This is a genomic window from Flavobacterium sp. RNTU_13, assembly GCF_046614455.1.
Classification (GTDB): Bacteria; Bacteroidota; Bacteroidia; order Flavobacteriales; family Flavobacteriaceae; genus Flavobacterium.
The window spans coordinates 90,008-112,171 of sequence record NZ_JBKJHB010000008.1 but is presented as its reverse complement, the minus strand read 5'-3'; the positions used below and the strand labels follow the sequence as shown (position 1 = coordinate 112,171).

19 protein-coding genes are annotated in these 22,164 nt (G+C 41.6%); 4 read left to right on the top strand and 15 right to left on the bottom strand.

All coding sequences use genetic code 11. The features are described from left to right. Positions 1-9: 9 nt before the first annotated feature. The 5 genes from ACLI08_RS15925 to ACLI08_RS15905 form a co-directional block, all read right to left on the bottom strand. Positions 10-1,581, bottom strand: a complete 1,572-nt coding sequence (locus ACLI08_RS15925) for a T9SS type A sorting domain-containing protein (protein ID WP_411429500.1) — start codon at positions 1,579-1,581, stop codon at positions 10-12. Positions 1,582-1,656: 75 nt separating this feature from the next. Next, positions 1,657-3,441, bottom strand: a complete 1,785-nt coding sequence (locus ACLI08_RS15920; RefSeq protein ID WP_411429499.1) for an ABC transporter ATP-binding protein — start codon at positions 3,439-3,441, stop codon at positions 1,657-1,659. A gap of 8 nt (positions 3,442-3,449) precedes the next feature. Next, a complete protein-coding gene (gene truA / locus ACLI08_RS15915) occupies positions 3,450-4,184 on the bottom strand; it encodes a tRNA pseudouridine(38-40) synthase TruA (protein ID WP_411429498.1) in 735 nt (244 codons plus the stop codon). 18 nt (positions 4,185-4,202) lie between these two features. After that, positions 4,203-4,613 carry a thiol-disulfide oxidoreductase DCC family protein gene (locus ACLI08_RS15910; protein ID WP_411429497.1) on the bottom strand — a complete coding sequence of 137 codons (411 nt, stop codon included), beginning with the start codon at positions 4,611-4,613 and terminating at the stop codon, positions 4,203-4,205. 72 nt (positions 4,614-4,685) lie between these two features. After that, on the bottom strand, positions 4,686-6,854 hold the full coding sequence (locus ACLI08_RS15905; protein WP_411429496.1) for an endonuclease MutS2: 2,169 nt from the start codon (positions 6,852-6,854) through the stop codon (positions 4,686-4,688). A gap of 125 nt (positions 6,855-6,979) precedes the next feature. Here ACLI08_RS15905 and ACLI08_RS15900 point away from each other — a divergent pair, with 125 nt between their 5' ends. Beyond that, positions 6,980-7,645 (top strand): uracil-DNA glycosylase, encoded by a 666-nt coding sequence (locus tag ACLI08_RS15900; protein WP_411429495.1) that lies wholly within the window; start codon positions 6,980-6,982, stop codon positions 7,643-7,645. A 152-nt stretch (positions 7,646-7,797) separates the two neighbouring features. On the opposite strand, the gene ACLI08_RS15895 is transcribed toward ACLI08_RS15900, so the two are convergent. From ACLI08_RS15895 to ACLI08_RS15885, 3 genes are all read right to left on the bottom strand, one after another. Next, positions 7,798-8,730 (bottom strand): transglutaminase, encoded by a 933-nt coding sequence (locus ACLI08_RS15895; protein ID WP_411429494.1) that lies wholly within the window; start codon positions 8,728-8,730, stop codon positions 7,798-7,800. A gap of 18 nt (positions 8,731-8,748) precedes the next feature. Further along, complete coding sequence (locus ACLI08_RS15890; RefSeq protein WP_411429493.1) at positions 8,749-9,594, bottom strand: substrate-binding domain-containing protein; 846 nt, start codon at positions 9,592-9,594, stop codon at positions 8,749-8,751. 136 nt (positions 9,595-9,730) lie between these two features. Then, entirely contained in the window at positions 9,731-11,236 is a 1,506-nt protein-coding gene (locus tag ACLI08_RS15885; RefSeq protein ID WP_411429492.1) for a succinate CoA transferase, read from the bottom strand. A gap of 155 nt (positions 11,237-11,391) precedes the next feature. On the opposite strand from ACLI08_RS15885, the gene ACLI08_RS15880 reads away from it, so the two are divergent. Continuing rightward, the gene (locus ACLI08_RS15880) at positions 11,392-12,192 is read left to right on the top strand and encodes a helix-turn-helix domain-containing protein (protein WP_411429491.1); all 801 of its coding nucleotides are present in this window, start codon (positions 11,392-11,394) and stop codon (positions 12,190-12,192) included. Positions 12,193-12,275: 83 nt separating this feature from the next. Here the strand turns inward: ACLI08_RS15880 and ACLI08_RS15875 are convergent, their stop codons facing one another. The 6 genes from ACLI08_RS15875 to ACLI08_RS15850 form a co-directional block, all read right to left on the bottom strand. Then, positions 12,276-13,145: a nucleoside phosphorylase gene (locus ACLI08_RS15875; protein WP_411429490.1), complete on the bottom strand. Its 870-nt coding sequence runs from the start codon at positions 13,143-13,145 to the stop codon at positions 12,276-12,278. After that, positions 13,135-13,506: a hypothetical protein gene (locus ACLI08_RS15870; RefSeq protein ID WP_411429489.1), complete on the bottom strand. Its 372-nt coding sequence runs from the start codon at positions 13,504-13,506 to the stop codon at positions 13,135-13,137. Before ACLI08_RS15870 ends, ACLI08_RS15875 begins: the two co-directional genes overlap by 11 nt. 5 nt (positions 13,507-13,511) lie before the next feature. Continuing rightward, positions 13,512-13,862: a translation initiation factor gene (locus ACLI08_RS15865; RefSeq protein ID WP_411429488.1), complete on the bottom strand. Its 351-nt coding sequence runs from the start codon at positions 13,860-13,862 to the stop codon at positions 13,512-13,514. Positions 13,863-14,009: 147 nt separating this feature from the next. Beyond that, positions 14,010-14,960, bottom strand: a complete 951-nt coding sequence (locus ACLI08_RS15860; RefSeq protein WP_411429487.1) for an isopenicillin N synthase family dioxygenase — start codon at positions 14,958-14,960, stop codon at positions 14,010-14,012. Between the two features lie 131 nt (positions 14,961-15,091). Next, positions 15,092-16,123: an arabinogalactan endo-beta-1,4-galactanase gene (locus ACLI08_RS15855; RefSeq protein WP_411429486.1), complete on the bottom strand. Its 1,032-nt coding sequence runs from the start codon at positions 16,121-16,123 to the stop codon at positions 15,092-15,094. A gap of 79 nt (positions 16,124-16,202) precedes the next feature. Next, positions 16,203-17,033 carry a BRO family protein gene (locus ACLI08_RS15850; protein ID WP_411429485.1) on the bottom strand — a complete coding sequence of 277 codons (831 nt, stop codon included), beginning with the start codon at positions 17,031-17,033 and terminating at the stop codon, positions 16,203-16,205. Positions 17,034-17,165: 132 nt separating this feature from the next. Here ACLI08_RS15850 and ACLI08_RS15845 point away from each other — a divergent pair, with 132 nt between their 5' ends. Beyond that, positions 17,166-19,142, top strand: coding sequence for a thiamine pyrophosphate-dependent enzyme (locus tag ACLI08_RS15845; RefSeq protein WP_411429484.1), 1,977 nt, complete (start codon positions 17,166-17,168; stop codon positions 19,140-19,142). 413 nt (positions 19,143-19,555) lie between these two features. Here ACLI08_RS15845 and ACLI08_RS15840 read toward each other — a convergent pair whose 3' ends face one another. Beyond that, a complete protein-coding gene (locus ACLI08_RS15840) occupies positions 19,556-19,966 on the bottom strand; it encodes a DUF4293 domain-containing protein (protein WP_411429483.1) in 411 nt (136 codons plus the stop codon). 189 nt (positions 19,967-20,155) lie between these two features. On the opposite strand from ACLI08_RS15840, the gene rho reads away from it, so the two are divergent. After that, complete coding sequence (rho, locus tag ACLI08_RS15835; protein WP_411429482.1) at positions 20,156-22,090, top strand: transcription termination factor Rho; 1,935 nt, start codon at positions 20,156-20,158, stop codon at positions 22,088-22,090. Positions 22,091-22,164 lie beyond the last annotated feature (74 nt).

Genomic DNA, 22,164 nt, shown 5'->3' with positions numbered 1-22,164 from the left:
CTTTGTTTTTTAATCCAGTTTTATAAACTTTATGGGGTTTGAGTTGTTTAATTTTAAAACATAGCTGCCTGTTTGCAGCGCGGAAATATTAAGGGGTTGACCCGGACTTATTGCTGCAACCACTACTTGTTGCCCCAGCATATTGTAAATTTCGGCAGATGTATTTTGCGTAATTCCTTTTAAATATAAAATATTGGTAGCAGGGTTAGGGTAGAGCACAGGCATCTTTGCCTTTGGATTGGTATTTCCGGCAATAGTCTGCTCCAGTTTGGTTACAAAAGGATATGCTGCACTTATCTGCCCTGGATCATACGAAATTGTATCGATAGACATAAACCCGAATCCCATCCCGGAACAATATACGTCATTACTGTTGGCTATAGCCACGCTGTCAAAACGGCTCATTATTTGAGACGGTGCTGTTTTTACCATTTGTGTATTTCCTTCCGGATCATATTTTACAAGAGTAGCATCGTAGGTGTAGGCGCCCGTACCCGATGTAAAACCGTTACCCCAGTTTATATCGAATCGGCTACGCCCGGACACATACACGTTACCAATGGGATCGACTGCTAAAAAGTTACGGTTTCCAAGTATAAAAGCCCCACCGCCATTTACTTCCCGTACCCATTGGTATTCGCCGTTATGGTTTAGTTTGGCAAGGAAAAAGTCGTCCATGCCATACAGCGGACCCTCTGTAGTAATGTTGTCAAAGCTTGTGGCGGCAAACTGTGTCCCGGCAAAGTAAATCTCGTCCTCTGACTTCGCAGCTACTTCGGGAGTAGAGCAGGTAATGTCTTCTATGTATTTAACCCACTGAAAAGAAAAGTCCGGTGCGTATTTAACGATGTAGTCATTGTATTGAAGTGATGTGCCGGCAGGTGTATTGTTATACCTTGCCGAATTACCCGCGCAAGATCCGGTTGCATAAAGGTTACCCTGGTTATCTGTTGCCAGTGAGGTTACTCTGCGTACATCACCCTGATTTATGGATCTGATTGTGGTACCATTTTCCGGATTAATTTCTTCTATAATGGACTGCATAAAGTCAGCATAGCCTAAATATAGTTTTCCGGTATTATCAATAGTCATGGCGCGGAGTTCTGTAATTTCATTGTAAAAACCATCTCCGTAGTCAAAAGGAGTAAAGTGTTTGTACCAAAGCGGGTTACCATTTTGGTCAAATTTTAGTAACAGGTATACTTCGGACTGAAAGTTGTTTTCAAAAACCAATTCTCCTACAGATAGTGTGTTTAAATAGCTAATTGCGGCGTACACATTTCCGTTTCCATCTGCACAGAGGCGGTGTACCTGAACTTTACCAATAAGGGTTTGGTTGTAGAATTCAAAGCCATCGGGTGCATATTTCGTTAAGGAAACATTTCCCATAATGGAATTATAAATATAGTGGTTGTCTTTATAACCCGATACGTAAACGTTTCCCTGTGGGTCTACCGTATTAGGATAGCCTACCAAATCTGAGTTGTAAGGCATACTGACTGCAGGTGTTTTAAGCCACTGAAACTGCTGTGCAAACCCTGCAAAAGGCACTAATAAAAGAGTGAGTAGTATTTTTTTCATAATTACCTTTTATGTTAAGATAAGGAAATTACAAAAAGGTTGCGTTAAAATTTTAAATTAATAATTTGTAAAATACTAATTCTGAGTATTATCCTCTGTTTCTGTGGCAAACTGGGAGTAGTAAAGATTTTTGTAATAACCTTCGTTTTTGTTTATTAACTGGTAATGCGATCCTTCTTCTACAATTTTCCCTTTGTCCATTACAATAATGGTATCGGCATTTACAATCGTAGCCAGCCTGTGTGCAATTACAATAGAAGTGCGTCCTTTTGTTATAGCTTCTGTAGCTACGCGAATCATTTCTTCAGAATGGGTGTCGATGCTCGATGTAGCCTCGTCCAATATCAATATAGACGGGTCGCTTACATACGCCCTAAGAAAAGCAATCAATTGCCTTTGCCCCGACGAAAGCATTACACCACGCTCCTTAACGTTATAATCATAGCCGCCCGGCAGGCTGCTGATAAAGTGGTGTACACCTATAGCTTTTGCCGCTGATATAACTTGTTCCCTGCTAATATCAGGATTGTTAAGGGTTATGTTATTTAATATTGTATCGGCAAACAAAAATACATCCTGTAGCACAATGGCTATTTGCCTGCGCAGGCTGGGTAGTGTAAACTCGTCTATATTGGTTCCATCTATGGTAATGGTACCGCTGTCTATTTCGTAAAAACGGTTCAGCAGGTTTATAATGGTACTTTTTCCCGCACCTGTAGCACCTACAATAGCTATTGTTTGGCCTGCTTTAGCGGTAAGGTTAATACCACGGATTACTTCTTCTCCTTCTATGTAGCTAAAACGTACATCTTTAAAGTCCAGTTCGCCTTTAAAATGCCAGGCTTCTGTAGTGCCTTCTTTCTGTGTTAATTCTTCTATTTCTAAAAGTTCAAAAACACGGTCTGAAGCTACAATACCCATTTGCATTTCGTTAAATTTATCAGCTATTTGCCTTAGCGGGTTAAACAGCATGGGTATATACATAATGTATGCAAAAAGGTCGCCCGGTGTGGTAAGATCTCCACCACCAATAATATCTATACCTCCATACCAAATTACAAATCCCAGGGTAAGCGACGAAATAATATCGGCAATAGGAAAGAAGATGGAGTTGTACAAAATATTCTTTTGCCAGGCATCATTATGTTTTTTGTTTATTACCTTAAATTTTTCGTACTCAATTTCTTCGCGGTTAAACAGCTGTACTATTTTCATACCGGTAACGCGCTCCTGCACAAAAGTGTTGAGGTTAGCCACCTGTGCACGTACCTCTTCAAACGCGCCCTTCATTTTCTTTTGAAAAATTCGTGTAGCAATTACCAGCACCGGCATGGCTATAAGTACTATGGTGGTAAGTTTCCAGTTTATCCAGTACATAAAGCCCAGTATTACAATCATTTTTAGCATATCGCTTATGATCATAAAAAGTCCCTGGCTAAATATTTTTGCAATAGATTCTATATCAAACACCGTACGTGTTACCAGTCGGCCTACCGCTTCGTTGTCAAAAAACTTCATACGGAAGTGCGTAATATGGTTATACAACCTTTCGCGTATGTCTTTTACAATATCTTGCCCAAGCCAGTTTGCCCAGTATACAAAGTAAAATTGCGACGCTACTTCTACCAGCAGCGTAACCCCCATTATAGATACAAACAGCATAAGTCCATCCATGTTTTTACCCATGAGGTAGCTGTTTACGGTATGCTTAAGCAAATAGGGGCGAAGCGCCGCAAATATAGACAGCGCTACAGAGAACACTATAACCCATACAAAGCGGCTGCGGTAAGGTTTGGCAAAGCGCATTACCTTTAGTAACGACGCGGTATTTTTATTTTTGGTATTTTTATTCTGATTCATAGGATGGTTCAAAGATACGGATAAATTACCTTAGTAAGGTACAGCCCGTGTGCGGGTACCGAAAAACCGGCCTTGTTCCTGTCCCGGCTTTCTATAATATTTCTTACGTCCTGCACGGTTGATTTACCCAGGCCTACTTCTACCAGTGTACCTACAATGGCGCGTACCATGTTACGCAAAAAGCGGTCGGCAGATATGTGGAACACCAGTTTATTACCGTGCTGTTCCCACCGCGCTTCGGTAATTTTACAATTAAACGTTTTTACGTCGGTATGTGTTTTACTAAAACATTTAAAATCAATATAGTCAAACAGCACCTGGGCGGCCTCGTTCATTTTATCTACATCTAACGGGTGGAAATTAAACCAGCTGCCCTCATTTATAAAGGCATCTTTAAACGTATGTATGTGGTATTCGTAGCTGCGGCTTGTGGCATCAAAACGGGCGTGCGCCTCATCATGGAGCGGTATAAAGCGGTATACTACAATGTCTTTTGGCAAAAAAGCATTCACGCGCTTAATTAACGCATCTGAGTCTATTTGCCCATCATAGTCAAAGTGGGCATACATTTGTGTAGCATGCACCCCGGTATCTGTACGCCCGGCACCTGTAGCATCTATGGGTGTGCGAAGGAGCGTAGAGAGTGCCTTATTAAGCGTTTCCTGTACCGACGGGCTGTGGGGCTGGTATTGCCAGCCGCAGTAGTTTTTTCCGTTATAGGCAAATGCTACAAAATATCTCAAAATTAACTTTGTTTAGTATTATAAAAATTTTGCTTTAATCTCCGGCGTTGGCAGCATACAGGCTTCTTTTTTGCCGTACCATTTGTAGCGGTTACGCGCTATGTAATCGTAAACAGCGTTACTAATGCTTTTTGGCACAGCTTTAAATACTGCTAAAAGTCCGTAAATGCCTCCAATAGCTGAAGCTATTTCCAGTGCTGCCTCAGCTTTGTAAAAATACGCTTTGCCGGGTTCATACACTATAATGGAATCTACTTTAGATGTATCTATACCAATGTAAGCCGTAATCTTTTGACCTAAATCAGATTGCAGTGCCACAAACCTGAACTCATCTTTTTTATCGTGCTTAATAAGGAATTGTACCGTGCTGTTGCATAGGTTACAAACCCCATCAAACAATATGATTTTTTTATCTCGCGGTAGTTCCATTTCAGGTTTGATATTTAAAGTTCTTAACGGTTCCCTTAAATTGATATATTAAAAAATTAATCTACTGCTTTATTATTTTTTCATAGCCTCTACAAGTTCCAGCATTTCAAAATCTACCTTACTCGTAAAGATGCCATAATTTACAGTAGCCTTATTTTTTTCTAAAGACTCCAGTGTACCCACGGCTTTACCATCAATCATACGCACGCGGTCGCCTATTTTAATAGGTAGTTTTGGCTTTGGCGCTTCGGCTTCCTTGCGTTTTTTCTCTTTTTTCTCTTCGCGTATTTCTTCTACTTTTACCTGAACCTCTGCAATGATTTTTTTCTGCTCTACTTCTTTTTTCTTTTTCTCCTTTGGTTCAAGTTTTCTGCGCTTGGAGTTTTCTATTTCTACCGTTTTCAGGAATTCGCCTATCATGTCCTTTTTGTTCCTGTTATTAAAGTACTTTTCGGCCATGTCATCTAGCTTTTGCCCCAGGTAAATAAGCCTTTGGTTTGCGTCGTACAATTCCTGGTAACTTTCCAGTTTTTGCTGGATACGAACATTAATAGTCTCCATTTTTTTACCTTCCTCACGGGCGCGCTCTTCTTCCTCTTTTAATATTTGAGAGGTCTTTTCCAGCTTAGAGCGTTCTTTTTGCAGGGTAGCAATGGTTTTGTCAAAACGCACCTTGCTTTTCTCAATCTTCTTTTTTGCCCGGTTTATAAGTCCGTACGGAATACCGTTTTTCTGTGCCACCTCAAATGTAAACGAACTGCCCGCCTGGCCAAGTATCAGCTTGTACATAGGCTCAAGTGATTTTTCGTCAAAAAGCATATTGGCGTTTGTAGCAAACGGAAGCTCATTAGCCAGTATTTTTAGGTTGGTGTAATGGGTGGTTATAATGCCAAATGCTTCACGGTGGTAAAACTCTTCCAGGAACGTTTCGGCAAGCGCACCGCCCAGTTCAGGGTCGGACCCGGTACCAAACTCATCTATCAGAAACAACGTTTTATCGTTACACTTACGTAAAAAGTAGTTCATGTTTTTAAGGCGGTAACTGTACGTACTAAGATGGTTTTCTATACTTTGGTTATCGCCAATGTCTGTAAGTATACGGTCAAACAAAAACGTTTCACTACGCTCATGTACCGGTATAAGCAGGCCGCATTGCAGCATAAGCTGTAGCAGTCCAATGGTTTTAAGCGTAATACTTTTACCCCCGGCATTAGGCCCAGATATTACAATAATACGGTTAGTATCTGTAAGCTCTATGGTTTGCGGGTATGTAGTTTCGTTTTTCGCTTTGTTGTTCAGGTACAAAATAGGGTGGTAGGCTTCCCTGAAGTACAGCCTTTTTTCCTCAACAATGGTAGGCAACAATCCGTTTATTTTACGGGCGTATTTTGCTTTTGCAGCTACCACGTCTATATCTGTAAGCAATTCCTGGAAACTCATTAGCATAGGCACAAAAGGCCTTACAATGTTGCTGAGTAGTTTTAATATGCGTTTAATTTCTTCGGCTGCTTCGTACTCGTAATTGTTAAGCTCGCGTGAATAGCGCATGGTAGTATCGGGCTCTATGTATGCAATGCTGCCCGTTTTAGAGCTGCCCAGTATAGATCCTTTTACCTTACGGCGATACATGGCCAGTACAGCCAGCACACGCCTGTTTTCTACTACGGTTTCCCTGATATCATCAAGATAGCCTAAACTGTTATAATGGGTTAAAGCCGAACCGAAACTCTGGTTTATACGTCCTTTTACTTCGTTAATAGACCGGCGTATGTTTCGCAAATCTGGTGATGCATCATCTTTAACTTCACCGTACTTGTCTACCACATCGTCTATGTACTTTACCAGTTCTTTGCTAAACTCCACTTCCTGTGCGCGTTTGTTTAGCGCCGGGTAATAGTCGTCAAACTTTGCAAGGAATTTTATCATAGTACCTACCGTATCGGTAAGTGTGGCTATTTTTCTAAACGCTGCTGCATCCAGGTAGCTGTCTTCAATAGCTAAAAACTTCAGTTCATTAGTTATGGGCTCAAAGCCGTGGTTAGGCAATGCATTGTTATTATCAAAGGAAGACCGGTATTCTGATGTTTGTTTCAGCGCGTCCATTAACTGCTCCCGGCTGGTAAACGGAGCTATGGTAAGCGCTTTATCGTGCCCGGGTTCGGTTACGCATCGTGCAGCTACTTCTTCCAGTACTGTACCGAACTCAAGGTCTTTTAATGTTTTTTCTGTGATGGATTTCATGTGTTTTGCTACGGCAAATTTTATGCAAAAATACTCATAAAACCGCTTATCTGCATTATTGTCAGTTAAGTTTAAGAACTGTTTGCTCCTTAATATCGCTATCTTTGCCTTAGAAACCTATTGTAATGAATGTAAACATACACCCGTCATGGAAAGCAGTACTGGCAGATGAGTTTGAAAAACCTTATTTCAGCCAGTTGACCGACTTTGTAAAACAGGAATATACCACCCATACCTGCTATCCTCCGGGCAAACATATTTTTTCGGCATTTGATCATTGCCCTTTTGATAAAGTAAAAGTTGTAATTATAGGGCAGGATCCTTACCATGGGCCGGGTCAGGCAAACGGGCTTTGTTTTTCAGTGTCCGACGGTATACCGCTGCCTCCGTCGTTAATCAATATTTTCAAAGAAATACAAGCCGATCTTAATAAACCGTTTCCACCAACCGGAAACCTGGAGCGCTGGGCAGACCAGGGAGTATTGTTGCTAAACGCCGTGCTAACGGTGCGTAAAGGCGAAGCTAACAGCCACCAGGGTAAAGGTTGGGAACAGTTCACTGATGCCGTAATACAAAAAGTTTCTGACGAAAAGCAGGATGTGGTGTTTTTGCTTTGGGGCGGCCCTGCCAAAAAGAAAGGTGCTCGTGTAAACCGTAACAAGCATTTTGTTTTAGAGAGCGGACACCCTTCTCCGCTTAGTGCTAACAGGGGATTGTGGTTTGGCAACAGGCATTTCAGCCGGGCTAATGCTTTTTTAGCTGAGAAAGGCAAACCGACTATTGAATGGTAAATCAGTCGTTAAGTCATAAAGTCGAAAGTCATAAGGTCGTAAAGTCTAAAGTTTTTAAAGTCATAAAGGCATGCTGACGGTTAAATATACCCTTATTTTAACGATTACAGCGCTTTACGACTTTCGACTTTATGACTTTAGAACTAATGAAGCTAATTAAAAGTAAGCTGGCCCAATATTTCTTCGCTCATAAACGGGCCTCCAGGGTAGGTAGCGGTATAGTCAAGGTTAAGCCACATCTGGCCGTATTCATCTTCGTGGTAGTGTACTTCGCGCCCGCGGCTTTCTTCCACAAACAGGAATTGTTTTATCAGATAATTGGCCAATTCCAGGTCGGCCTTTTTACCAATCAGCATTTCAGGGTACAAGTGCCCCCCGGTGTGTATAATCCGTGGTGTTCCTCCCACAGCCCTTATGCAGGCCGCCATAAGTATGGCATGGTCATCACAATCTCCCGCAAAGTGTAGTATAGACTCATCTGCGCTGGCTATATACTCCGCGTTTCTAGGATCGCTAACATACGTCCATCGGTTTCTGATATCTTTAAAAACCGAAAAACACTGTACCATAAGCCGCTGGTTATGAAATCCCTTTAAGTCTTTAAAATATTTTGTTGCGGCGCCTACGGCGTAGTTACGCACCTTTGGGTTATTATAATCTACGGCGTCTATAATCTGGCTTTTATTAGGGAAAGGCAGTAATCGAGATACAATAACATCTTGGGGGTTAGGATCATACGCCATAGTATACACCATAGCCTCGTAATCTTCATACACAGACCGGAAACCGTAATTGCCAAGAAATGAGCCGTACAGCAGCGCCATGAGGTATAAAAAAATGCACACAAAGAGTACTTTTTTCATGTAATGCAGCACAAACTGTATGGCGGCAACCATAAGTATAAATAATAAAACCCGGTCTATATGTAGCGGCCATTCCGGGTCTATAAGGTTTTGGTGCAGTATTATAAACAGCGGTACTGCTATAAGCACATTCAGTACAAAAATGATAATGGAATCCCAGGGCTTCTTAATGGTGAGCCTTTCTCTAAGTTGTTTTATTTTAGAAAAATCGGGTAGTTTCATTAACCATGGTGGCGCCTTTTACGGCGCCAGGTTTTCAAATGGTATTTTTTTATCGGTAATGCCAAGTTCAAGTAACTGATCCTGTATGTTGTCAAACGTAATTTTATCGGGTTTCGTTTGCGACCAGCGGGTTAATTTTAACCATTCGTTTATATCGTCTATTTTTTGCCCGTATCGTTCTGCAAGCGTTTGGTCTATGTTAGGTATTTGTTTAAAATTCAGTGTTTTGTTGTTTATAACTTCAAGTACTTTAGCAATAGCTTCACCTTTGTTTTGCAGCACCTCATTACGTACGGCAATTACAAAGCTGGGCCAGGGAGTAGGGCAGTCGCCCACGCGACGAAATATGCCTTTATCTACAATAGGTTTTGTCATAAAGCGCTCCCACATAAAATAATCTGCGCGGCCTTCGGTTAAGGCCGCTATAGCGCCATCAAGAGTATTAACTACTTCAAAACGTAAGTTTGCCGTATTCCATTTCTCATCCTGGGCGTGTACATACGCCATAAGGTGCGAACCCGAACCATAACGGCTTATGGCTACTATTTTGTTTTCAAGGTCGTCTGTTTTTTGGTACGGTGAATTGGCCGCTACGTGAATGCCCCATATAAGCGGAGATTGTACATAAATCTGTACTATTTTACTGGGATTGCCCGCAGTAATGTCTTTTACTATGCCTTCTGTAAGTATCACTGCAATGTCTGTTTCACCATCGCGCAGCATTTGGCATAGTTTTCCGGTGCCTTCGGGTACATCTGTCCATGTAAGATTTATACCCTGTGCGTTAAATTCGCCGTTATCTATACTCAGGTGCCAGGGCAGGTTAAAGTGTTCCGGTACCCCTGCTATCGAAATATTATCCATCAGATTTATCTGCTAAAAAAAGGTTACAGACAAATTTAGTATGTTCGGGCAAATTAATACCATAAAAAATCCCTAAACCGTACCGCAGTTTAGGGACAAAAACAAATAAACGCAAAAAATGATTCTAGTAAACAAATCATACGGTGCAGGGCTGCCTCATGGATCCGTTCTTTTGAAGGTTAATATGCCAAGAAAAAGCCTCTTCCAGTATATGAGGGGTGTGTCCGCCACGAAGGCATGCCCGTTCATAATAACTACGCAGCGCCTCTTTATAATCGGGGTGAACACAATTTTCTATTATTACTTTAGCACGTTCGCGCGGGGCAAGCCCACGCAGGTCGGCAAGGCCTTGCTCTGTTACCAGTATGTCTACGTCGTGCTCGCAGTGGTCTACGTGAGATACCATGGGTACAACGTGGCTTATGCTGTTGCCTTCTTTAGACGCAGCCTGTGTTACAAAGATGCTCAGGTAGGCATTACGGGCAAAATCGCCCGAGCCACCAATTCCATTCATCATTTTAGTGCCCGAAAGGTGTGTGGAATTAACATTACCGTAAATATCAAACTCTATGGCTGTGTTTATGCCTATAACGCCCAGCCTGCGTATTACTTCGGCGGCATTGCTTACGTTTTGCGGGCGTAGTACAATTTTATCTTTATACCGGTCAAAGTTTTCAATCAGATGGTCGTACATTGGTTTAGATACCGTTATAGAGGATGCCGATGCGAAATCCATTTTTCCGCTGTCTATAAGGTGGAAAGTGCTGTCCTGCAATACTTCGCTGTACATAGTTAGGTGTTCAAAGTTACCGCGTTCAAACCCCATCATTACCGCATTAGCCACCTTACCAATCCCTGCCTGTAGTGGTAATAATGATGGTGTAAGCCTGCCGGCCTTTACCTCATTTTCAAAAAACGATACCAAGTGGTTGGCAATGGCTATTGTTTTTTCGTCAGGTTCGGCGGTTGAAGCCGGGCTGTCGGGTAGCTCTGTAAAAACAATGCCTACTACTTTTTCAGGGTCTATGGGTATGTGAGTAATGCCTATCCTTGTATCTGGAGCCGTAACAGCAAGCACATTACGGTGCGGATAAGCATCCGGAATTATAACATCGTGAATACCTTTAAAAGATAATGGAATAGAAGTGTTTATTTCAATAATTACTTTATTAGCCAGTTTAGCAAAGGTCGCCGAATTTCCTATCGAAGTAGTTGGTATAATATTGCCATTTTCGTCTACCCCAAGGGCTTCAATCACGGCGAAATCAAGTGGTGGCAGGTGTTTATTTGTAAGCAATTCGGCAGTTTCGCTTAGGTGCTGGTCTATAAACAGTACATCGCCTGAGTTTATTTTTTTCCGGAGGGAAGCATCTACCTGAAACGGCATACGTTTGTAAAGGGCGTTGGCTTCGGCCAGGTCAGTATCGGTAGTGTGCCCTAAAGATGCTCCCGTAATTAGTGTAATGCCTATATGCTCATTAGCTGCCCTTGCGGCAAATGCAGGTAACACGGCTTTGCTGTCTCCGGCCTTTGTAAAACCGCTGCTGCCTACTACCATTTTGTCTTTAAAAAGGCCTGCAGCTTCAGTTGCAGTAATTATCTTTTTTTGATAGTCTTCAAAAAGTATTCTGTTTGGGTGCATAGTAAAATCTTTACGTTTTTTACTAAAAAACAAATAACATGTATCTTTGCGGAGCCAATTGTCATTGTACTGTTAATTAGGTAATACAATATTACGAAAACGTTTAATTGGCAGATTATTGGTTTTTGCCAAAGAATTATTCAAAACAGACAGCTGTGAGTTCTAAATATTACCTTACCGATGTAGATACTGAGGAGAAAAGCATATACTGCCACCATGATCTTATGGGGGAGCTTTTAATACCGGAACACAGCCATAAAAAAGCACAGTTTTTATATACAGAAGGCGGAGTAGTGTACGTGCGTACCGATTCTCATACGTACTTTTTGCCTGCCAGGCATTTTATCTGGATTCCCGCCGGTGTGCGCCATAGCATACACCCAAGCAGCGAAAACGTAATGATGAGGAATCTTTATTTTCCCGTAGAACAAAACGAGGATGCCTTTTATGAACGTGAGGGGATTTATCCTGTAAACGACCTGATATTAAATTTGTTGTTGTATACTAACCGATGGAATGGTAATTTGCAGAAAGAAACTAAAAATTACATTGTGGCAAGTGCGCTTAAAGTGCTACTTGCAGATACGGCTCAGGAAAGCCTTTCGTTGTCTTTGCCCATGCCAAAAGACAAGCGCCTGGGTAAGGTTGTAGATTATATTACAAAAAACCTTGATAAGAACTTGTTGTTTGCAGAAGTAGCTGCAAAATTTGGTTTCAGTACCCGCACGTTGCACAGGTTATTTACAAAAGACCTGGGGATGCCCTTCATCAGGTTTTTTACCATTTGCCGGATGCTCAGGGCTATAGAGTTACTGGCTGAAAAGCAAATGCCGGTAAGTGAAATTGCGCTTGCAGTAGGATATAGCAGCTTGCCCACGTTTAGTAATACCTTTTACAAATTACTGGGAAGCAGGCCCACAGAATATATTAACGGTAAAAATATATTAGGGGCTTAAAAAGTGGTTGTATAAAGTAAAAAAATCGGGGTAGTGTACTAACATTGTGCACTACCCCGATTTTTGATATTAAAAAGCTGTAATTAAACAGACAGTTTATTTAGTACGTAGCTTATCAGGTTATTTACCGCCGCATACGGATCTTCACTAAACGTACCCGAAGCCCTGTTGGCTATAATTGCATTCATAGATAATGCATTGTGGCCTAATAGTGCTGCAAGCCCATAAATGGCAGCCGTTTCCATTTCTAAGTTGGTTATACGGTTGTTGTTAAAGTTAAAGGTATCCATTTTATGGTTCAGTTCTTTATCTTGTATATCAAGCCTTAGCACACGCCCCTGAGGGCCGTAAAAACCACCTGCGGTAGCTGTAATACCGGTATGTATATCTTCAGAATATATAAGCTGCTGTAGCTTTTCGCTTCCTTTAATAGCATAAGGCTTCCCTTTTTTCATATCCCACTGGGTGTGGTTTATAAAAGCTTCTTCAAGCGCGTGGTCGCTTACCCGGTCTATGATATACGAGCGTAGCATATTGTCCATGCCTAAACCGTATGCCGACATTACTATGCTATCTACAGGTATGTCTGCATGCAATGAGCCCGATGTGCCCACACGTATGATGTTTAAGCTAGTAAGTGTTTCTTTCGGCTGTCGTGTTTCAAGGTCTATGTTAACCAGAGCATCAAGCTCGTTCATAACAATATCTATATTATCAGGACCAATTCCTGTAGACATTACCGTAAGGCGTTTGCCCTTGTAAATACCTGTCTGCGTTTTAAACTCCCTTTTTTGGGTAGTAAACTCTATAGAATCAAAATAGGCTGTAATTTTAGATACCCTGTCCTGATCTCCTACAAAAATAATATCGTGTGCTATGTTTTCCGGCTTTAGGTTAAGGTGATAAACACTGCCGTCCGGGTTAAGTATAAGTTCTGATTGTTTAATTTCCATTTTTGCTTGCTATTAATGCTTTTTTGCGTTCCTGCATAATTTTTCCGTATCCCGCCAGCGTTACTGCGCCTGCAGCCAGGTAATAGTCCATAGGTGTTTCTGCCATCGTAAGCCCTGCGATAATTAGTGAGAACACAGGTATTAAGAATAACAATTTTTTAGCTGTGGTATTCGAAATAAATTGTTGTCCCAAAACCTGAACCAGCCCGTATATTCCTGACGCTATAATAGCTAGTGGTAATACCTGTATGATTTTATCGCTATTCAGCTGCTTTGTAATGCTAAAAAACATACCACCCATCCAGCTGAATGCCAGTAGTACTGCTAACGCGTTCCCGAAAAAAATCTTTACTTTATGCATATTGGTTATCCTCCTACACGTTTTACTTTATATCCTTCCTTAAAAAGGAAATCCATTATTTTATCCCGAAAGTTACCCTGAATTATTATTTCCCCGTCTTTAGCAGAACCCCCTACACCGCATAGCGTTTTTAATTGCTTTGCCAGCGTTTTAAGGTCTTCTTCATTTCCTTCAAATCCCTTAATAACTGTGGCTATTTTACCTCCACGATTCTTTTTATCAAGATGCGCTTCCAGCTTTTGCTGAGATGGGGCAGGTGTTTCCTGTGTTTCTTCTTCGTTATTAAACTCAAAGTCTTTATTGGTAGAAAATACAAAACCACCAAGATCGTCAAGGCTGCTTAATTTCTTTGCCATTTTATCATAAATCTAAAATTCAAATGTAAATAAAACAATTAAATCCCACACTTAACGGGCATAAATAGTTTTTTTAAAACAAAAATATCTGCCGGGGGGTGCTATCCCTCCGGCAGATATTGGTATTTCTAAGCCTTAAGCTTTGTATTATTTTTTTATAAGACCAAGGTCTACCAGCCGCTCATAAAGGAAATCACCGGCAGTAATATCGTCATATAATTTAGGGTGTTCTGCATCTATACAGTTTTCCAGGCAGTCCAGTTTCATTTCGCTCACCGGGTGCATAAAGAACGGTATAGAATAGCGCGATGTACCCCACAACTCGCGCGGTGGGTTTACCACCTGGTGTATAGTGCTTTTCAGCCTGTTGTTAGTATGGCGGCTAAGCATATCGCCCACGTTTATAACCAGTTCGTCCGGTTCGGCTATGGCATCTATCCATTCGCCATTGTGGTTTTGCACCTGTAGCCCTTTACCTTGCGCACCCATAAGCAGTGTTATCAGGTTAATATCGCCGTGTGCAGCAGCACGCACCGCATTTTCTGGCTCGTGTGTAATAGGTGGGTAGTGTATAGGGCGCAGGATACTGTTTCCTTCTGCCACATACTTGTCGAAATAAAACTCATCTAACCCTAGGAACAGAGCCAAAGCGCGCAGTACATACACACCTGTTTTTTCCAGCATCTGGTAGGCTTCTTTGCCCACGGTGTTAAATTCAGGGAGTTCTTTTACTTCAACATTAGCCGGATACTCTGCTTCATACTTAGACCCCGGCTCTAAATACTGCCCGAAATGCCAAAACTCCTTAAGGTCGCCCTCTTTACGGCCTTTGGCATGTTCTTTACCAAACGATACGTAGCCACGCTGGCCACCTATGCCCGGTATTTCATATTGTTGCTTAACTTCAAGCGGCAGGTTAAAGAAGTTTTTTACCTCGTTGTACAGGCCGTCTACCAGCCGGTCATCAAGGAAATGACCTTTAAGTGCCACAAAACCTATTTCTTCATAGGCCTTACCGATTTCATTTACAAATTTTTGCTTGCGTTCCGGGTTACCCGAAAGGAAATCACGCAGATCCACACTAGGGATGTTTTGCATAATAATCGTTTATTGTTAATAACTTTATAAAGCGTAAAGCCTTATAAATGCAAAGCTAAGCATAATTTATGTGAACATTGGGCGGAAGTTATTAACAATGGTATAAAGCTGAGCCCGTAAATATTTCGTGACTATTCTTTAAACGCATCAAGAGCCGACGATGGTTTACCATCTTGCATCCAGGCGCTAAGTTCATAATGGCTCCAGCTTCTGGCACCTTCAGGTTCCCAGTATATAACGCCAATACCTTTATTGTTTGGCACATTGCGTACAGCCTTAATCACGGCTTTAAGCATATTAGCAGTGTTTTCTACTTTTGTATCTTCGCCGCCTACTTCTACAACCATTACCTCTTTGTTGTAGCGTACTGCCATGTCGTTAAGGTTGTTTTGTAAATCGGCTATATTTTCGGTATAATCACTTTTAAGCCAAAATGGGTAGTATGAAAGACCTATAACATCATACTTTACTTTTTGAGTTGTAGCATTATCAAAAAACGTCCTGAAACGCTGGCTGTTGTTGCCTTGGTCAAGGTGTACAATTACCTTTATATTTTTATCTACTGCTTTTGTAGCTTCATAACCTTTGTTTAGCAATTGGCCAAGTTGTACCCAGTTATCTGTGCTGCCATCAGGCCATAACATGCCACCCGGAATTTCGTTGCCCACCTGAACCCATTCTGGGGTAACATTTGCTTTTTTAAGCATTGTAAGCACCGAATGCGTGTGCTGATAAACATCTTCCAATAATTGCGGGAACGAATGGTTTGCCCAGGCAGCAGGTTTTGCCTGTTTGCCGGGATCTGCCCACGTATCGCTGTAATGAAAGTCGATCATAATGCGCATGCCCATTTTTTGTGCCCGTACCGCCATGGCTACAGTTTCCTCGGGGCTGCAGTGTCCGCTTGCCCTGTCGTCAGAAGGGTTAACCCATACCCTAAGACGTATAGTATTTATGCCGCGGTCTTTAAGGAGTTGCAGGCAGTCTTTCTGTGAGCCGTCTGCATCATAAAATTTATAGCCGGTAGCTTCCATTTGCGGTAGCCAACCCACATCGGCACCCTTGGCAAAAGATCCTTTAGGGCTGCTTAGTTCTATTGATGCGCACGATGTTAGGGCCAGTATTACTGCCAGCAGGCTTGTTTTTAGTATTTGATTTCTCATAGAATCAAAGCTAAGCATATTTTCGTGTTGGTGGGAGTGAAGTTGTTAACAACACATTCTTATCTTGATTAAAAATAGGCTATTTTTTTTTAGGCTTATTTTTATCTTCCAAGCTCATGTTTTTGTAACCTTTTTTAAGCTCTTTTTTTACTTCAGGGAGTTGTTTTTCTTGAGGAAGATTTTCTGGATTTTTACCTACGTTTTTGACTATTATGTTTCTTACTTCTCTTCCAACTGCAAAATGTGCACTTTCTAAATTATCTTGACCTTTTATATTTTTATTTTTAATCCTTTCTTCTGTCTGCGTAATTCTAAAAAGATTTGCAGCTAATTCTGTCCTCCCCATGTTATCCATCAATTTACCTTTTGCTAAGCCTCTCTTTTGTTCTAATTTGTAAGACATCATATTATACATACCTAAGTAACCAGCATTTTGAAATTTAGCAAAATCTGTAACACCAGCTTGTTTTGCTGTAGATGCTAGAGATCTATTGCCATCAGTAATTTCATCACGAATAATTATTCTGTCAAATTGATTTGGATTCTCTATTGAAAGTTCAAATTTTCTTGTTTGAGTTGCAAAATATACTTGTGCTTTTGCAACTTCAACTTTTTTGGGGTCACCATTCATTACTGCTATATAACAGGCAAATCTCGTTAACTTGAAATCTTGAACTTGCTCTCCATCAACTTCATGTGTCTGTGCTATTATATTCTCATAGTGGGGAATTCCCAATGATACAAAAGTTTTTGTTGCTTTATCTAAGACTTTTTGAAACGCTTTTACATTTGGATACCCTAATAGTTTGGCTATGTCAGAGGTCCACCAGTAAATAATTTCATCTTCATTTTTCAAATCTTCAAAAGTGAAACTTTCTCTTTCTTCTATATTCTTTATTTGGTCTGACATATTTGTTGTAATTTAAATCTGCTATAAAAATACTAAATAAGTTGTCGTACTCAAAATAATTTTTCCTAACAGCCTTGCCCGCTATTGTTATTTTATTACTTTTGAAAAAATAAAGATATTTCAAAAAAACTCATGAATTTCGATAGAAAACAATTAGGTAACCAAGAATTACTTGATTTATATAAGAAATTATTAAAACCTCGCCTTATAGAGGAGAAAATGCTCATCCTTATCAGGCAGGGTAAAGTATCAAAATGGTTTAGCGGTATAGGCCAGGAGGCCATCTCTGTAGGGGTAACGGCTGTGTTACAGCCCGACGAGTATATACTACCCATGCACCGTAACCTTGGTGTATTTACCGGCCGGAATATTCCGCTGTACAGGCTATTTAGCCAGTGGCAGGGTAAGGCAAACGGTTTTACTAAAGGGCGCGACAGGTCGTTTCACTTTGGTACACAGGAGTTTAAAATCATAGGTATGATTTCGCACTTGGGGCCGCAGCTTGGCGTAGCCGATGGTATTGCACTGGCACACAAACTACGTAACGAGGGTAAGGTTACCGCTGTATTTACTGGTGAAGGTGCTACCAGCGAAGGCGATTTTCATGAGGCGCTAAACATAGCTGCCGTATGGGAGCTGCCGGTGTTGTTTATTGTAGAAAACAACGGCTACGGATTAAGTACACCTACTAACGAGCAATACCGCTGCGAGCATATAGCCGACAAAGGCATAGGTTACGGTATGGAGGCGCACATTATAGACGGCAATAATATACTTGAGGTATATACGAAGCTTACCGATATAGTGGCTTCTTTACGGGAAAATCCGCGCCCGGTGTTACTGGAGTTTAAAACCTTCAGGATGCGTGGGCACGAGGAAGCCAGTGGTACTAAATATGTGCCACAGGAACTTATGGATGCATGGGCCGTAAAAGACCCGGTAGAAAACTACCGCAAATATCTGAAGGCTGAAGGGGTGCTTACTGATGAAGCTGACGACCAAATCCGTGCGGAACTAAAGCAGGAAATAGACGAAAATTATCAACACGCTTCGGCAGAGCCTGCTATTGAGGCAAATCTGGACGAAGAGCTTAACGATGTATATAAACCATACACGTTTGAAGAAGTAGCCCCGGCGGGCGAAACGGCAAACATACGTATGATTGATGCCATACAACAGGGGCTTGCCCAAAGTATGGAACGCCATGAAAACCTGGTTATCATGGGGCAGGATATTGCCGAATATGGTGGTGCCTTTAAAATAACCGAAGGTTTTGTAAATCAATTTGGCAAAGAGCGTGTGCGTAATACGCCTATATGCGAGTCGGCTATTGTGTCGGCAGGTATGGGATTATCTATAAACGGACATAAGTCGGTTATAGAAATGCAGTTTGCCGACTTTGTTTCTACCGGTTTTAACCCTATTGTAAACTACCTGGCAAAGGTACACTACCGTTGGCAGGAAAATGCCGATGTGGTAGTGCGTATGCCTTGCGGGGCTGGGGTACAGGCGGGGCCGTTCCATAGCCAGACTAACGAAGCCTGGTTTACTAAAACACCCGGCTTAAAAGTGGTGTACCCTGCGTTCCCGTATGATGCAAAGGGGCTTTTGGCTACAGCTATAAACGACCCTAACCCGGTAATGTTCTTTGAGCACAAAGCACTATACCGCAGTGCTTACCAGGATGTACCAAAAGAATACTATACACTGCCGTTTGGTAAGGCGGGCTTGCTGCGCGAAGGATCAGACGTTACAGTGATTTCGTTTGGTGCAGGCGTGCATTGGGCTATTGAAACACTGGATAAAAACCCTGATATAAAAGCTGATTTAATAGATCTGCGAACACTGCAGCCACTAGATACGGCTACAATATTTGCTTCGGTAAAAAAGACCGGTAAAGCAATTATTTTACAGGAAGATACACTTTTTGGCGGTGTTGCCGGAGATATTTCCGCTCTTATAATGGAAAATTGCTTTGAGTACCTTGATGGGCCTGTAAAACGGGTGGGTAGCCTTGAAAGTGCCATACCGTTTACCAAAGCACTGGAAGACCAGTTTTTACCTAAGGCACGTTTTGAAACGGCCCTAAAAGAACTGGTTGCTTACTAAGCTACTTAACTAACTCCTTTTAACTACACCATGCAGCCGTAACTATTTGTTACGGCTGTTTTTTTGTTTGTAAGAATATACTTTTCAAAAGATAATCTGTTGGATAGTAGTGTATTGCGATTCGTGGTTATAAGGTTTCGTTTCGTCGAAACAACGGCTACCATTCGTCTAAAATTTTGCCTAAGTCGGTTATACTGAGGTATCTTTGTACTGTAATCCTGAAACAATAAGGGTTGCTAAGTAAAGTATTTTTTCTTTCATATTGATATTTGGTTTGGTTAGTTTAAAAGTAAGCCCGGGGACAAATGAAGTGTTTGAACGTCTCCGGGTTCTTTTTTTTGCTATGGGGCAAAAAAAAATCCGGAACTTGTGGTTCCGGATTCATTACGCACTAATAAACTAAGTTAAAAGGCTTACCTTAATCGGTCTACAGATTTTACGAGATCTTCGTCCTTTTTGATGGCCCTGTTAGCAAGGCTTATACAAACGATAGAAACTAAAGGAAGAATCATCCCAATACCCTTCTCAGACACTTCTGCGTCTCCGGATAAATTTTGTGACTTAAATATTAATAAACCTAGCAAAATAAAATTCAGAATAATGTTTAGCCTCCCCAGTATAAACTGCTTTTTGCGTTTCTTATAACTGTATAGGCTGATTACCGAAAGCACTACGCTAAATACAAAAAGAAATATGTAAGCCAGGTTGTTTATAAAAAAAACGTCCTCGCCGGTTTTAAGTACATAAAGCTTTGCGAAAAACGGTGCTATACCGCTTGCAATAATAGCTGTAATAAGGTACAAACTTTGTATGCGTTGTATCATGCTTTTGTGTAAATGCAGTACAAAAATATATTTTTCTTTTATAAAATACTATTGTCTGATGAAAATTAATTTGTATTATTGCATCAAGAAACCGCAAGTACTTCATACTGCGTAAGTATGGTTACCCAGAAAAAATCCACTTACCACATACTTCAAATTTTTTAATAGCCTAATAACTATAAAGTATACATGTTTGATATTTCTGAATTAAAAGAAATGAAGCTTCCTGAACTTCAGGATATTGCCAAAAAAGCCAATATCAGTAAATTCAGGGGACTAAAAAAGGAAGAGCTGATATACAAGATTCTCGACCATCAGGCAGCAAATCCTACCCAGGTTCAGCCCGTTTTTGAAGAAGTTTCTCCGAAAGCGGAAGAAGTTACGCCACCTGCAAAGCAAAAAAGGGCGCGTATTGCTAAACCTGCAGACGATGCGGCAGCAGACAATGCCATAAATGAGCCTGAAGCTCCCCGTGCTGAGGAGGCAGAAGAGCAAAAAAGTGTTAAAGCGCCTAAAACAACAAAGAAACGTTCTGGCGAAGAAGGGCAGTTAAGCCTTATATCGTCTGAAGAACAGGCTGGGCAAGTTGCTGCACAAACCGATGCAGAGAAGAAGCCTGATGCCGAAACTCATGAAGAAAAAACGGATACTGCTGTAACTCCACAACAGCGTGCAGAAAAACCTTCGTTTAGTAAAGACAGAAACGCGGGCACAAATAAAAAGAATACTGTTGCTAATAATAACCCGGCAGGGCCGCGCCCAGTGCGCCCGCCAATGACAGAAGAAGAACGCCGTGCTCAGATAGAAAGGGCTAATTCTAATAACCCTAATCATCCTAGCTACAAAAAACGTATGGCCGAACTCGCCGCACAGCAAGCTGCTCAAGGCGGTGCCCCGGCACCGGTAGCAGAAGCTGTTTCTTCTCCTGCACCCGCACCGGTACAGGCTACGCCTCAGCCGCAACCGGCTGTAGAAAAACAAAATTACAGGGAGCCTGACTATGAATTTGACGGAATAATAGAGAGCGAAGGTGTACTTGAAATGATGCCTGATGGCTACGGTTTCCTGCGCTCATCAGATTACAATTATCTTGCTTCTCCAGACGATATTTATCTTTCTAACTCCCAGATAAGGCTTTTTGGTCTTAAAACAGGAGATACTGTTAAAGGTGTGGTACGCCCTCCAAAAGAAGGTGAAAAGTATTTCCCTTTAGTGCGCGTGCTTAAAATCAACGGGCATGACCCTCAGGTAGTGCGCGACAGGGTTTCTTTTGAACACCTTACGCCGCTTTTCCCTAACGAAAAGTTTAACCTTGCCGATAGGCAAAGTACCATTTCTACACGTGTTATCGATTTGTTTTCGCCAATAGGAAAAGGACAAAGGGGTATGATTGTGGCCCAGCCAAAAACGGGTAAAACAATGCTTCTTAAAGATATTGCCAACTCTATTGCGGCAAACCACCCGGAAGTTTACCTTATTGTACTGCTTATAGACGAGCGCCCTGAAGAGGTTACCGATATGCAGCGTAGTGTAAGGGCAGAGGTGATTTCATCTACCTTTGACGAGCCTGCAGAGCGTCACGTAAAAGTGGCTAACATAGTTCTTGAAAAGGCAAAACGCCTTGTAGAGTGTGGGCACGATGTAGTAATACTACTGGATTCTATTACCCGCCTGGCACGTGCCTATAATACGGTACAGCCTGCATCGGGTAAGGTACTAAGTGGTGGTGTAGATGCTAATGCGCTACAAAAACCGAAACGATTCTTTGGTGCTGCGCGTAACATAGAAGGCGGTGGATCTTTAAGTATTATTGCCACAGCACTTACCGATACGGGTTCTAAAATGGACGAGGTTATCTTTGAAGAATTTAAAGGTACCGGTAACATGGAACTTCAGCTGGATCGTAAGATTGCCAACAGGCGTATATTCCCGGCTATAGACCTTACTTCGTCGAGCACGCGCCGTGATGACCTTCTCCTTGATGAGAAAACCATACAGCGTATGTGGATTATGCGTAAGTACCTGGCAGATATGAACCCGGTTGAAGCTATGGACTTTATAAACGACAGGTTTAAAAAGACCCGCAACAACGCTGAGTTCCTGCTAAGCATGATGAATGAATAACAGGGCATAACCTGTATATAATATTAAGAGCCATAACCCTGTGTTGTGGCTTTTTCTTTTCCTCGCAGTGCCGT